This is a genomic window from Streptomyces sp. NPDC086766 (assembly GCF_044746005.1).
In the GTDB taxonomy this organism is placed as follows: Bacteria; Actinomycetota; Actinomycetes; order Streptomycetales; family Streptomycetaceae; genus Streptomyces.
Genome location: NZ_JBIVBI010000001.1, coordinates 503,274 through 515,771, shown reverse-complemented (window position 1 = coordinate 515,771; position 12,498 = coordinate 503,274). Strand labels below are relative to the sequence as shown.

The window sequence follows — 12,498 nt, the reverse complement described above, 5'->3', positions numbered from 1 at the left end:
CCGCCTCCGCGCCCTCCGCGTCCCCGGGGCGTTCGGGGCCACCGGCGCCCTCGGTGCCCTGCGCGGAGTCCGTTGCTGTGACAATCAACGCCATGGAACGCAGCAGCGCCACGCCGGGCGGCCGTACCCGCCGCGAGGCCACCCGGCAGAAGCTCTACGAGGCAGCCGTCACGCTCATCGCCGAGCAGGGCTTCTCGGCCACCACGGTGGACGAGATCGCCGAGCGGGCGGGGGTCGCCAAGGGCACGGTCTACTACAACTTCGCGAGCAAGTCGGTCCTCTTCGAGGAGCTGCTGCGGCACGGCGTGGGACTGCTCACCGCCTCCCTGCGGGAGGCGGCGGAGCGGACGGCCCGCGAGGGCGGCAGCCGGGTCGACGCCCTGGACGCGATGGTCCGGGCCGGACTCGTCTTCATCGACCGCTACCCGGCCTTCACCCAGCTGTACGTGGCCGAGCTGTGGCGCACCAACCGGGCCTGGCAGTCGACGCTGATGGTGGTCCGGCAGGAGGCGGTCGCGGTCGTCGAGAACGTCCTGCGCGAGGGCGTGGCGGCCGGCGAGTTCAGCGACGAGATCGACGTGCAGCTGACGGCGGCGGCGCTGGTGGGCATGGTGCTGGTGGCGGCCCTGGACTGGAAGTCCTTCCAGCCGGAGCGCTCCCTGGACGACGTCCACGCGGCGCTGTCCCGGCTGCTCCAGGGGCGGGTGAGCGGCGGCCGCTGACGGGCACGCACGGCGGAAGGCGCCGGTGTGCGACGGCCGCGTCCCCCGCGGGCCGTCGCGCACCGGCGCCTCTCGTGCTCCCCCGTTTTCCCCCTGGGCCCCCGTACGGTCGTTCCCCCGGGCTCCCCCGTGTCTCGCTCCCGCCGACGCGAGCCGGCGGAAGGAGCGGTCGAGGGCCGCTCCGTTCCGCCGCCCCGTGCCGGCGGTACCGGAGCCGTGCCCCTTCCCGTGCCTCCACTCTCTCGTCCGCGCAGGTCGGGCCCCATCCGCGCGCGTACTCATCTCACCGGCTAGGTACGGATACTCACTCCTGCGCACGCGCCCCCACGACGCCGGTGCCTCCCCCGGTGCCGGTCGCGTGCGCGCCGCCGCTCCCCGGCCGCCCGCGGCGGGCCCGCGGCCACCGGCCGGGCCGGCCCGCGCGCTTCCCGTCCGTTGCGGGGAAAGCGCTGGTCAGCGCCCCGCCGCCGGGGTTGTCGGCGGCTGCCGATAAAGTCGCCGGCATGGCACGGATTGCGGTGATCGGCGCCGGGATGGGCGCGATGGCGGCCGCCGCCCGGCTGGCCGTCGCGGGCCACCGGGTGACGGTGTACGAGCGGACGGAGACGTACGGCGGAGCGGTGCGCCGCGTGGAGCGGGACGGCTTCGCCTTCGACACCGGCCCGGGACTGCTCCCGCTGCCCGCGGTCTACCGCGACCTCTTCGTCAAGACCGGCAAGGAGGCGCTGGAGGACGTCGTCGAGCTGGTCCAGGTCGACCCGGCCGCGCGGCACGTCTTCGCGGACGGCACCGAGGTGTCCCTGCCGAACGCCTCGCGCGCGGGTGTCGTCGCGGCCCTGGACGAGGCCCTGGGCGCGGGCGCCGGGCAGCGCTGGGGCGACTTCCTGGTGCGGGCCCGCGAGACCTGGGACCGCACCCGGCGGCCGCTGCTGGAGGAGCCGCTGTGGCCCGACTGGCGGGTACTCGCCGAGCGGGAGCCGTACCCTGCCGTGCCGCACAAGCGGCTGCTGCGCACGCGGCGGGCGCGGACCCTGCGCGAGATCGGCTCCTGGGAGCTGCGTGACGAGCGGCTGGCCGCCCTCCTGGAGACCCAGGTGCTCGCGTACGGTCTCGATCCCCGGACGGTCCCCGCGAGCGCCGCCGTGCTGCCGTACATGGAGCACGCCTTCGGCACCTGGTACGTGCGCGGCGGCATGCGCGAGCTGGCGCGGGCGGTGTACGAGCGGTGCGTGCGGCGCAAGGTCGCGTTCGTCTTCGGTGCCGAGGTCACCCGGATCCTGCTGAGGGACGGCCGGGCGGCAGGGGTGGAGCTGGCCGACGGCACGTCGGCGGGGGCCGACCTGGTGGTGGCCGACGTGGACCCGGTGCGGCTGCGCGCCCTGACGGAGCGTCCGCTGGACGAGGAAGGTGATGTGCGCGCCGGCACGCTCTCACCCCCGTTCGCACGGTTCACCGTCCTGCTGGCCCTGCGCGGCGCGCGGGAGGCCGGTGCCGCGCACCGCACGGTCGTCCACGCACCGGACTTCGAGTCCGAGCTGGATCTGCTGGTCGCACCCGGCGGCGAGCGACCCGAGCGCCCCACGGTGACCGTGCTGCGCCCCGACGACCCCGCGCTCCGGCCGGACGACGCGCACGAGTCCGTGGTGCTGTCCGCCGTCATGTCGCCCGAAGTGGGCTGGGAGGACGAAGCCGTGGTCCGGCACTGTGCCGACCTGCTCCTGGAAGCCGCCGGCTCCGCGGTGCCCGGCCTGAGGGAGCGTCTGCTGTGGCACGAGGTGCGCACACCCGCGCACACCCAGGCCGAGACGGGCGCCCCCCTCGGGGTCGTGCCCGCTCCCGCGCTCGCCGCCGGAGGCGGCCGCTTCCTGCACCCGGCGAACACCACGCGCCTGCCCGGGCTGTACCGGGTCGGCGGCTGGTCGCATCCCGGCGGCGGCCTTCCGCACGCGGGCATGTCGGGGGCGCTGGTGGCCGGGCTGATCGTGGAGGGGCCGGAGTTCAGGGGCTCGCAGTGAGCGCGGGCCGGGCCTGACCCGGCGGCCCTGACCGGCGGTCCGGAGACCGGCCCCGCCCGGACGCTCCCGGAACGAGACGGTACCGCTCGTCAGAAACGGTACTGCTCGTCGAACCCGTTGCCGTGCGGCTGGCCCTGGCCCTGTCCCTGGCCCTGGTACGGGTAGGACTGCTCGGGCGGGAGTTCACCGCCGTAGGTGCCGTCGCCGCGCTGCTGCGGGACCCAGGCCCCGCCGGACGGGGCCTCGCCGCCGTAGCCGCCGGCGTACGCGTCCTGCCCGTAGCCCTCCTGGCCGTAGCCCTGCTGTCCCGCGTAGCCGGTGTCGTAGGAGGCGCCGCCGTAGCTCTGGGTGCCGACGTACGGGTCGGAGTAGGCGGCGTACTGCTGCTGGCCGGCGCTGTCGTAGCCGTAGCCCTGCTGGCCGTAGCCGGAGTAGTCGTACGCGTAGCCCTGGTCGGCGCCCTGGGCGGCTGTCGCGTACTGGTCCTGGGGGTGCCCGGCGGTGGCGTAGGCCGAGCCGGTGCCGCCCGGGTGGCCGGAGGCGGAGTCGCCGTACACGCCGTAGGAGCCGGTGTCGTCGGGCATGGGCTGCGGCTCGTACACGGCGGTGGTCTCGGCGGGCGAGGGGGCGTCGGGCCGGGCGGGGGTGAAGACGTCCTCGTGGTCGTAGTCGTCGCCGTACGACAGGCTGTCGCGGCCGTGGACGCCGTCGGCGTCGCCGTGGCCGCCGTTCCCGGCCTCGAGGTCGGAGACCGCCGGCGTCGGCTCTTGGTGGTCCGCCTCGCCGCGGCGGCGCTTGCTGCCCGCCTCGGCGCCCGGACCGCGGACCGCCCAGCCCGCCGCGAAGCCGCGGCGGAAGGACAGCGTCACGTAGGTCTGCCCGACCGCGAACGCGGCGGCGCCCAGGCCGATGACGACGACGGACGGGATCAGCACGCCGAGCACGACGCCGAGGAAGCCGGCGAAGGCCAGCAGCCGCCAGCGCAGGCGCGCCTTGTACTGCAGCAGCACCTCGCCGAGCAGCCACAGCGCGACGACGCCGAACGCGATGTAGAGGACCGTCCAGCCCATGTACGCCCCTCTCCCAGTGGCCGCTACGCAGTGTGTCCTATCGCGGTGCGGCCGGTCTAGGCCTGCGGGGGGTGGTGCAGGCCCAGGTTCTCGTAGATTTCCAGGGTCGCCGTGGAGTTGTTGAGCGTGATGAAGTGCAGTCCGGGCACTCCCTCGGCCAGCAGCCGCGCGCAGAACTCCGTGGCGAACTCGATCCCGATCGAGCGTACAGCCGCCGGATCGTCCTTGGCTGTGAGGATCCGCTCTTTCAGCTCGTCCGGGATCGAGGCGTTGCTGAGCTGCGGCAGCCGTTCCAGCATCTTGACGCTGGTGACCGGCATCACTTCCGGGATCACCGGGGTGTCGCAGCCGGCCGCGGCGACCCGGTCGCGCAGGCGCAGATACGACTCGGGCCGGAAGAACATCTGCGTGATGGCGTAGTCGGCACCGGCGCGGCACTTGTCGACGAAGTGCGCGACGTCGGTGTCCCAGTGGTCCGAGCGCGGGTGCATCTCGGGGAAGGCGGCCACGCCGACGCAGAAGTCGCCCGACTCCTTGATGAGCCGGACGAGTTCGGCCGCGTATGTCACGCCCTGCGGGTGCGCCACCCACTCGCCCATCGGGTCGCCGGGCGGGTCGCCGCGCACGGCCAGCATGTTGCGGATCCCGGCGTCGGCGTACTGGCCGATGATGTTGCGCAGTTCCGCGATGGAGTGGTTGACCGCGGTGAGATGGGCGACCGGGGTGAGCGTGGTGTCGGCGGCGATCCGCTCGGTGGCCCGCACGGTGCCCGAGCGGGTGGAACCGCCGGCGCCGTAGGTCACGGAGACGAAGTCGGGGGCGACCGCCTCGACCCTCCGGAGCGCGTTCCACAGGTTGCGCTCGCCCTTCTCCGTCTTGGGCGCCCAGAACTCGAACGAGTACGTCGCCTTGCCGGCGGCGAGGATGTCGCGGACGGTCCGGGCGCGATCTGTCCGGGTGGATGCGGTTCCGAGGGCCATACTCGCAGGTTATCCAGGGTGCGCCGGTCCCCCAACCGAAAGCCGGAAATTTGCCTGATTTGTCGACTCGTTGTTCACCCCTTGGACATCCGGCCCCCGCGGAACCCCCTCCACACGCCGCCGATGTCCACGGACTGAGACGGCTGGGCGCGGACCGGTCGGTACCGGGACGGCTGATACCGGGACGGCTGCGCCCCGGCCGGACGGGACCGGACCGAGGGCGGGACGCGGCCGGGGCCGGAGGACGGGACCGGGCCGGCCGGGACGCCTACGCGGCCCGGCGCAGCCGCTCGGCGAACCGCGCCGCCGCCGCGCCGGGGTCGTCCGCCGCGGTGATCGCCCGGACCACGACGACGCGGCGGGCGCCCGCGTCGAGGACCTCGTCCAGGTTGCCGAGGTCGATGCCGCCGATGGCGAACCAGGGCCGGGCGGTGCCGAGGGCGGCGGTGTGGCGGACGAGGTCCAGGCCCGGGGCGGGGCGGCCGGGCTTGGTGGGCGTGGGCCAGCACGGGCCCGTGCAGAAGTAGTCCACGCCGTCCTGCGCGGCGGCCGCCTCGGCCTCCGCCTTCGAGTGCGTGGAGCGGCCGATCAGCACGTCGCCGCCGAGGATCGCGCGGGCCGCGGGGACCGGGAGGTCGCCCTGGCCCAGGTGGAGCACGTCGGCGCGGGCGGCGTGCGCGACGTCCGCCCGGTCGTTGACCGCGAGCATCCTGCCGTGCCGGGCGCAGGCGTCGGCGAAGACCCGGAGGTGCTCCAGCTCCTCGGCCGCCTCCATGCCCTTGTCGCGCAGTTGCACGATGTCCACCCCGCCGGCCAGGACCGCGTCCAGGAACTCGGGCAGGTCGCCCTGGCGGGTCCGGGCGTCCGTACACAGGTAGAGCCGGGCGTCGGCCAGCCGGTCACGGGCGCGGGCGGCGGTGTCGGGCATACGTGAATCCCCCCGGTGTCGGTGCGTTGTGTCGTCGGCGTACGGGACGCGCCCCGGGGGGCCGTGACCCCGGCGGGCCGCAGCCCGCCGCGGCCGCGGCCCCGGTGGGCGCGGCCCGTACGCCGTGGGAACGGTTGTTCTGGATCAGACGGCGAGCGCCTGGGCGCGGCGCTTCACCTCCGTGCCTCGATTCTCGCTCAGCGCCTGCGCGGGGGTGCCGGGCAGGGTCGGGTCGGGGGTGAAGAGCCACTCCAGCATCTCTTCGTCCGTGAAACCGTCGTCCCGCAGGAGCGTCAGGGTCCCGGACAGCCCCTTGACGACCTTGTCCCCGTCGATGAAGGCGGCGGGGACGTGCAGTGCGCGGTTCTCACCACGGCGTACGGCGATGAGCTGGCCGTCCTTGACCAGCTGCCGCACACGTGTCACCTCGACGCCGAGCTGTTCGGCGATGTCGGGGAGGGTGAGCCAGGCGGGGACGAGAGCATCGATCTTTGCGTCAATCTCGGTCACGGGATCAAGCGTGCCATCTGGGACCGACAGTCGGAAGTCAGGCCCGTCCGGCCGGGGCAGGTCCTACGCCGGCGCCGTGGGCGGCGCCCCCTCGGCGGTGGCCGTCTTCAGCGGGCGCGCGGGGTCCTCCAGCAGGGCGGGATCCATCGGCGTGCCCGCCTCGATCAGGCGTCTGCCCTGGGCGAGGTCCCGCGGACGGCCGACCGCCAGCAGGGCCACCAGGCGGCCCTCGCGCAGCCAGCACACCGTCCACGCCGGCCCGGACGGGTCGCCGCGCAGGACGGTCGTGTCGGCGGACGCGTGGTGGCCGGCGTACTGCACGAAGCGGCCGAACTGCTCGGACCAGAAGTACGGGACCGGGTCGTAGACCGCGGGGGTCTCGCCCAGGATGTTCGCCGCGACGGTGCGTGGGCCCTGCAGCGCGTTGTCCCAGTGGTGGACGAGCAGGCGCTCCCCGTAACGGCCCGAGGGGAAGGAGGCGCAGTCGCCGACCGCGTACACGTCCGGCGCGCCGGCGCGCAGGTGGTCGTCGGCCAGGACCTCGCCGTGGGCGCCCAGGGGGATGCCGGAGCCGGCCAGCCAGCCGGTGGCGGGGCGCGCGCCGATGCCGACCACGACGGCGCCCGCGGGCAGCCGCGTGCCGTCGTCGAGCAGCACCGCGCCCGGCGCCACGCGCGCCACGCGCGCCTGGGTGCGCAGCTCGGCGCCGGCGTCGGCGTACCAGGCGGCCATCGGGGCGGCCACCTCGGCGGGCAGCGCCCCGGCGAGCGGGCGGTCCGCGGCCTCGACGACCGTCACCGCGCAGCCCGCCTCGCGGGCGGCAGTAGCGAACTCGGCGCCGATCCACCCGGCCCCGACGACCACGATGTCGTGCTGCCGGGCGAGGACCGGGCGGAGCCGTTCGGCGTCGTCCAGGGTGCGCAGCAGGTGGACGCCGGGGACGCCCTCGGCGCCCGGCAGCCGGACCGGTTCGGCGCCGGTCGCCAGCACGAGCACGTCGTAGGGCACGGGACCGGCGGAGGTGTCGAGGACGTGCGCGTCGACCCGTACGGCGAGCGCCTCTCGGCCCAGCTGGAGTTCGATGCCGAGGGCCTCGAAGTCGACGTCGAAGGCGGAGTCCTCGGCCTTGCCGAGCAGGACGGCCTTGGACAGGGGCGGCCGGTCGTAGGGCTGGTGGGGCTCGGCGCCGATCAGCGTCACGGTGCCGGTGAAGCCCTGCTCGCGCAGGGCCACGGCGGTCTGCACACCGGCCATGCCCGCGCCGGCGACGACCACGCGCCGCGGCTGTGACGTGCCGTGTTCCTGCGTCTGCTCGCTCACCCGATCACCATAGACACCTGACGGAGGGTCAGTCAGGGTGCGGACGGGGTGACCTGCTGCACAGCGGGGCCCGTCACCTCTTCCACCACGCTCGTCCCGCTCCCCGGCTGCGACTCCCACTGCCAGCTCTCCTCCAACCGGACACGCCCGTCGGGCAGTTCGACCACCGTCGACACACAGTGCCCGCAGGACGTGGTCCCGTCGTGCTTGAGCTGCACGTACCGGAAGTCGAGGCGGTCCCCTTCCCGGATACCCACCAGATGGCCGCGTACGACGTCACCGCCCGCGTATTCGGCCCAGATCTCCCCGTTCCGCTCGTGGTAGGTGAACCGGGTGCGGGTGCCCACCTGGCCGGGGGCCTGGTCGGCGACGGGGGCGAGGACGAGGCCGTCGAGCGAGCGCGGCATGGGCGAAGGCTCCCTTACGAGGTCGGTGCCCGGCGGGCTAGGGTGGCCACCGTACAAGCACTCGCGGGAGCCCGGACGCACCGGGCTGAGAGGGAGGCTGGCGGCCTCCGACCGTACGAACCTGATCCGGGTCATGCCGGCGAAGGGAGGGGCTGAACGCCCATGTCGTCCTCAGGTACGCCGTCTTCGAGTACGCCGTCTTCGAGTACGCCGTCTTCGAGTACGCCGTCTTCGAGTACGTCGCCTCCGGGCACCCCGCCGCCGGGCACGTCCCCGGACATCTCACCCGCGGGCACCCCGTCGCCGGGCACGGCGTCCCCGGGCGTCCCCTCGCCGGGCACGGCGGACGTCCTGGTCGTCGGGGGCGGGATCATCGGGCTCGTGACCGCCTGGCGCGCGGCGCAGCGCGGCCTGACCGCGGCCGTGGTGGATCCCGAGCCGGGCGGCGGGGCCGCGCAGGTGGCGGCCGGGATGCTCGCCGCCGTCACCGAACTGCACCACGGCGAGCAGACCCTGCTCGGGCTGAACCTCGCCTCGGCCCGCCGCTATCCGGACTTCGCGGCCGAGCTGACCGAACTGACCGGCCTCGACCTCGGCTACCGCCGGTGCGGCACGCTCGCCGTCGCGCTGGACGCCGACGACCGGGCCCATCTGCGGGAGCTGCACGCGCTGCAGCGGCGGTCGGGCCTGGACTCCGAGTGGCTGTCGGGGCGCGAGTGCCGGCGGCTGGAGCCGATGCTCGCGCCGGGCGTGCGCGGCGGTCTGCGGGTGGACGGCGACCACCAGGTGGACCCGCGGCGGCTGGCCCGCGCCCTGGTGACCGCGTGCGAGCGGGCGGGCGTGGTCTTCCATCGCGCCTGGGCCGAGCGGCTGACCGTGGTCCGGGACCGGGCGGCGGGCTGCGTGCTGCGCGACGGCACGGTGCTGGGCGCGGGCCACGTGGTGCTCGCGGCCGGCAGCCTCAGCGGCCGGCTCGCGGGCGTGCAGGACGACGTGCTGCCGCCGGTGCGGCCGGTGAAGGGACAGGTGCTGCGGCTGACCGTGCCGAAGCGGTACGCGCCCTTCCTGAGCCGGACCGTACGGGCCGTGGTGCGCGGCGGCCAGGTCTACCTGGTGCCGCGCCTGAACGGCGAGCTGGTGGTCGGGGCGACCAGCGAGGAGCTGGGCTGGGACACCACGGTGACCGCGGGCGGTGTGTACGAGCTGCTGCGGGACGCGCACGAACTGGTGCCGGGGATCACCGAGCTGCCGCTGACGGAGACCCGGGCCGGGCTGCGTCCGGGCTCCCCCGACAACGCGCCGCTGCTCGGCCCGACCGACCTGGACGGACTGCTGCTGGCCACCGGGCACTACCGCAACGGCGTGCTGCTCACCCCGGTCACCGGGGACGTCCTGGCGCACGCCCTGGTCACCGGCGACCTGCCCGACGACGCCCGCCCCTTCAGCCCGCGCCGCTTCCGCGCCGCCGCACTCTCGGAGCAGCCCGCATGAACATCTCGGTCAACGGGGAGCCGCGCGAGGTCGCGTCCGGCACGGCTCTGGACACCGTCGTGGCGATGCTGACCGCCGCCCCCTCCGGAGTGGCCGCCGCCCTCAACGAGACCGTCGTCCCGCGCACACGGTGGTCGTCCACGGCCCTGGCCGACGGCGACCGCGTCGAAGTGCTGACCGCCGTCCAGGGAGGCTGACCCATGGCCGACGACCCCCTCGTCCTCGGCGGTACGTCCTTCGCGTCCCGGCTGATCATGGGCACCGGCGGGGCGCCCAGCCTGGAGGTGCTGGAGCGGGCGCTGGTCGCCTCCGGCACGGAGCTGACCACGGTCGCGATGCGGCGGGTGGACCCCTCCGTGCACGGATCCGTGCTGTCGGTGCTGGACCGGCTGGGCATCCGGGTGCTGCCGAACACCGCCGGTTGCTTCACCGCCGGTGAGGCGGTGCTCACGGCGCGGCTGGCGCGGGAGGCGCTGGGCACCGACCTGATCAAGCTGGAGGTCATCGCCGACGAGCGGACGCTGCTGCCGGACCCGATCGAGCTGCTGGACGCCGCCGAGACGCTGGTCGACGACGGGTTCACCGTGCTGCCGTACACGAACGACGATCCGGTGCTCGCGCGGAAGCTGGAGGACGCCGGCTGCGCGGCGATCATGCCGCTGGGATCGCCGATCGGGTCCGGGCTCGGCATCCGCAACCCGCACAACTTCCAGCTGATCGTGGAGCGGGCGCGGGTGCCGGTGATCCTCGACGCCGGCGCCGGTACGGCCTCGGACGTGACGCTCGCCATGGAGCTGGGGTGCGCGGGGGTGATGCTGGCGTCGGCGGTGACGCGGGCGCAGGAGCCGGTGCGGATGGCGGAGGCGATGCGCTGCGCGGTGGAGGCGGGCCGGCTGGCCCGGCTGGCGGGGCGCATCCCCCGGCGCTACCTCGCCGAGGCGTCGTCCCCCACGGACGGCATGGCCCGGCTGGATCCGGAGCGGCCCGCCTTCTAGCCTGCCGGGCGTCCGCCGCGGTGGGGGTCCGGGGCGGCGTGCGAAGCGTCACAGGTCGGTCGCAGTACCGCTCCTCCTTGCGGACGAGGCGGCGTGGCGTCGGTGGCGGCTCGTAGACTCACCTGCGTGGATACGACCCTTCAGGACCCATTGGTCGGGCAGGTGCTCGACGCCCGGTATCGCGTGGACGCGCGGATCGCGGTCGGCGGGATGGCCACGGTCTACCGGGCCCTGGACACCCGCCTGGACCGCGTCCTCGCGCTGAAGGTGATGCACCCGACGCTCGCGGCCGACGGCGGCTTCGTCGAGCGGTTCATCCGGGAGGCCAAGTCGGTCGCCCGGCTCGCCCACCCGAACGTGGTGCAGGTCTTCGACCAGGGCACCGACGGGTCGTACGTCTACCTGGCCATGGAGTACGTCGCGGGCTGCACCCTGCGCGACGTGCTGCGCGAGCGCGGGGCGCTGCAGCCGCGCGCCGCGCTGGACATCCTGGAGCCGGTGCTCGCGGCGCTCGGCGCCGCGCACCGGGCGGGCTTCGTGCACCGCGACATGAAGCCGGAGAACGTCCTGATAGGGGACGACGGCCGGGTCAAGGTCGCCGACTTCGGTCTGGTGCGGTCCGTGGACACCGTCACCAACACCACCGGCACCGTCCTCGGCACCGTCTCCTACCTGGCGCCGGAGCAGATCGAGCAGGGCACCGCCGACCCCCGGGTCGACGTGTACGCGTGCGGCGTCGTCCTGTACGAGATGCTGACCGGTGGCCGTCCGCACCAGGGCGAGACGCCCGCGCAGGTCCTCTACCAGCACCTGCACGCGGACGTGCCGGCGCCGTCGGCCGCCGTGCCGGGGCTGCCGTTCGAGCTGGACGCGCTGGTCGCGTCGGCCACCGCGCGCACTCCCAGCGACCGGCCGCACGACGCGGTCGCGCTGCTCGCGCACGTCCGGCAGGCGCGTGCCGCGCTCGGCCCGGAGCAGCTCGACGCGGTGCCGCCGCAGGCGCTCACCGCGGAGCACGGCAACGCCGAGGACCGTACGAGCGTGATCCCGCGCGCGCTGACGGTGCCGCGCCCGCTGACGTCCGAGGAGGGCGCGGAGGCCGCCGCACTGCACCGCACCAGCCGGCTGGAGTCTCCCGCGCCGCCCGCCCCGGCGCGGCGCACGGGCCGCCCGCGGCGCGGTCTGGTGACCCTCCTCGCCGTGGTGCTACTGGTCCTCGGGGCCGGCGCGGGGGTCTGGTACATCAACTCCGGCCAGTTCACCAAGGTCCCCCCGGTGCTGGCGAAGACCGAGGCGCAGGCCAGGGAGCGGCTCAGGGCGGCCGGTCTCGAGGTCAAGCAGGTCAAGCACGCGTACAGCGACACCGTGAGGCGCGGCACCGTCATCAGCACGGACCCGGAGACCGGCGCCCGTATCCGCAGCAACGACTCCGTCTCGCTCACCGTCTCCGACGGACCGGAGACCGTGAAGGTGCCCGCCGTGCGCGGCGACCGGCTGGACAAGGCGCGGAGCGCGCTGCGCGAGGCCGGGCTGGAGCCGGGGATGGTGAGCCGGACGTTCAGCGAGGACTTCCCCAAGGGCTTCGTGATCGCCACCGAGCCGGCGGCCGGCATCGAGCGGCGGGCCGGTTCGGCGATCGCGCTCACCGTGAGCAAGGGCGCCCCGGTGGACGTGCCGGACGTCACCGGGGAGAGCCTGGAGGAGGCGAGGTCCGACCTGACGGACGCGGGCCTGCGGGTGCGGGTCGCCGCCGAGCAGGTCACCTCCGAGTTCGACCGGGGGCAGGTCGCCCGGCAGACCCCGGACGGTGGCGGACAGGCCGCCGAGGGCGACACGGTCACGCTGACCGTCTCGAAGGGCCCGGAGATGGTCGAGGTGCCGGACGTGACCGGCGACAGCGTGGACGAGGCGAAGAAGGCGCTGGAGGCCGCCGGGTTCAAGGCCGAGGAGGACCGCGGTCTGCTCGGGCTGTTCGGCGACACCGTCAAGAAGCAGTCCGTGGCCGGCGGCGACCGGGCGCCCAAGGGGTCGACGATCACGATCACCATCCGGTGAGACGC

The 12,498-nt window shown here is 74.7% G+C and carries 13 protein-coding genes and 1 riboswitch; of the genes, 6 read left to right on the top strand and 7 right to left on the bottom strand.

What is annotated here, in order from left to right; all coding sequences use genetic code 11:
* Positions 1–92: 92 nt before the first annotated feature.
* The gene (locus tag ACIPM1_RS02325; protein WP_356187728.1) at positions 93–722 is read left to right on the top strand and encodes a TetR/AcrR family transcriptional regulator; all 630 of its coding nucleotides are present in this window, start codon (positions 93–95) and stop codon (positions 720–722) included.
* 503 nt (positions 723–1,225) lie between these two features.
* Positions 1,226–2,737, top strand: a complete 1,512-nt coding sequence (locus ACIPM1_RS02320; RefSeq protein ID WP_402427743.1) for a phytoene desaturase family protein — start codon at positions 1,226–1,228, stop codon at positions 2,735–2,737.
* Between the two features lie 89 nt (positions 2,738–2,826).
* Here ACIPM1_RS02320 and ACIPM1_RS02315 read toward each other — a convergent pair whose 3' ends face one another.
* The 7 genes from ACIPM1_RS02315 to ACIPM1_RS02285 form a co-directional block, all read right to left on the bottom strand.
* Entirely contained in the window at positions 2,827–3,807 is a 981-nt protein-coding gene (locus ACIPM1_RS02315; RefSeq protein ID WP_402427740.1) for a hypothetical protein, read from the bottom strand.
* A 56-nt stretch (positions 3,808–3,863) separates the two neighbouring features.
* Entirely contained in the window at positions 3,864–4,787 is a 924-nt protein-coding gene (gene metF / locus ACIPM1_RS02310) for a methylenetetrahydrofolate reductase [NAD(P)H] (RefSeq protein WP_356187734.1), read from the bottom strand.
* Positions 4,788–5,055: 268 nt separating this feature from the next.
* The gene (thiE, locus tag ACIPM1_RS02305; protein ID WP_402427737.1) at positions 5,056–5,715 is read right to left on the bottom strand and encodes a thiamine phosphate synthase; all 660 of its coding nucleotides are present in this window, start codon (positions 5,713–5,715) and stop codon (positions 5,056–5,058) included.
* Between the two features lie 144 nt (positions 5,716–5,859).
* Positions 5,860–6,225: an Rv2175c family DNA-binding protein gene (locus ACIPM1_RS02300; RefSeq protein ID WP_356187738.1), complete on the bottom strand. Its 366-nt coding sequence runs from the start codon at positions 6,223–6,225 to the stop codon at positions 5,860–5,862.
* Between the two features lie 63 nt (positions 6,226–6,288).
* Positions 6,289–7,545, bottom strand: a complete 1,257-nt coding sequence (locus ACIPM1_RS02295) for an NAD(P)/FAD-dependent oxidoreductase (protein ID WP_402427733.1) — start codon at positions 7,543–7,545, stop codon at positions 6,289–6,291.
* A 32-nt stretch (positions 7,546–7,577) separates the two neighbouring features.
* Positions 7,578–7,952 (bottom strand): hypothetical protein, encoded by a 375-nt coding sequence (locus ACIPM1_RS02290; protein ID WP_356187742.1) that lies wholly within the window; start codon positions 7,950–7,952, stop codon positions 7,578–7,580.
* A gap of 53 nt (positions 7,953–8,005) precedes the next feature.
* A riboswitch (TPP riboswitch) is annotated at positions 8,006–8,117 on the top strand.
* Positions 8,084–8,293: a hypothetical protein gene (locus ACIPM1_RS02285; RefSeq protein ID WP_402428194.1), complete on the bottom strand. Its 210-nt coding sequence runs from the start codon at positions 8,291–8,293 to the stop codon at positions 8,084–8,086. Its footprint overlaps the riboswitch before it by 34 nt.
* On the opposite strand from ACIPM1_RS02285, the gene thiO reads away from it, so the two are divergent.
* The 4 genes from thiO (at position 8,232) to pknB (ending at position 12,493) form a co-directional block, all read left to right on the top strand.
* Complete coding sequence (gene thiO / locus ACIPM1_RS02280) at positions 8,232–9,443, top strand: glycine oxidase ThiO (RefSeq protein WP_402428165.1); 1,212 nt, start codon at positions 8,232–8,234, stop codon at positions 9,441–9,443. The two genes, ACIPM1_RS02285 and thiO, sit on opposite strands and share 62 nt — an antisense overlap.
* A complete protein-coding gene (thiS, locus tag ACIPM1_RS02275; protein WP_402427729.1) occupies positions 9,440–9,640 on the top strand; it encodes a sulfur carrier protein ThiS in 201 nt (66 codons plus the stop codon). The genes thiO and thiS overlap by 4 nt, the downstream gene beginning before the upstream one ends.
* Before the next feature lie 3 nt (positions 9,641–9,643).
* Complete coding sequence (locus ACIPM1_RS02270; RefSeq protein ID WP_402427725.1) at positions 9,644–10,438, top strand: thiazole synthase; 795 nt, start codon at positions 9,644–9,646, stop codon at positions 10,436–10,438.
* Between the two features lie 126 nt (positions 10,439–10,564).
* Complete coding sequence (gene pknB, locus ACIPM1_RS02265; RefSeq protein ID WP_402427722.1) at positions 10,565–12,493, top strand: Stk1 family PASTA domain-containing Ser/Thr kinase; 1,929 nt, start codon at positions 10,565–10,567, stop codon at positions 12,491–12,493.
* Positions 12,494–12,498 lie beyond the last annotated feature (5 nt).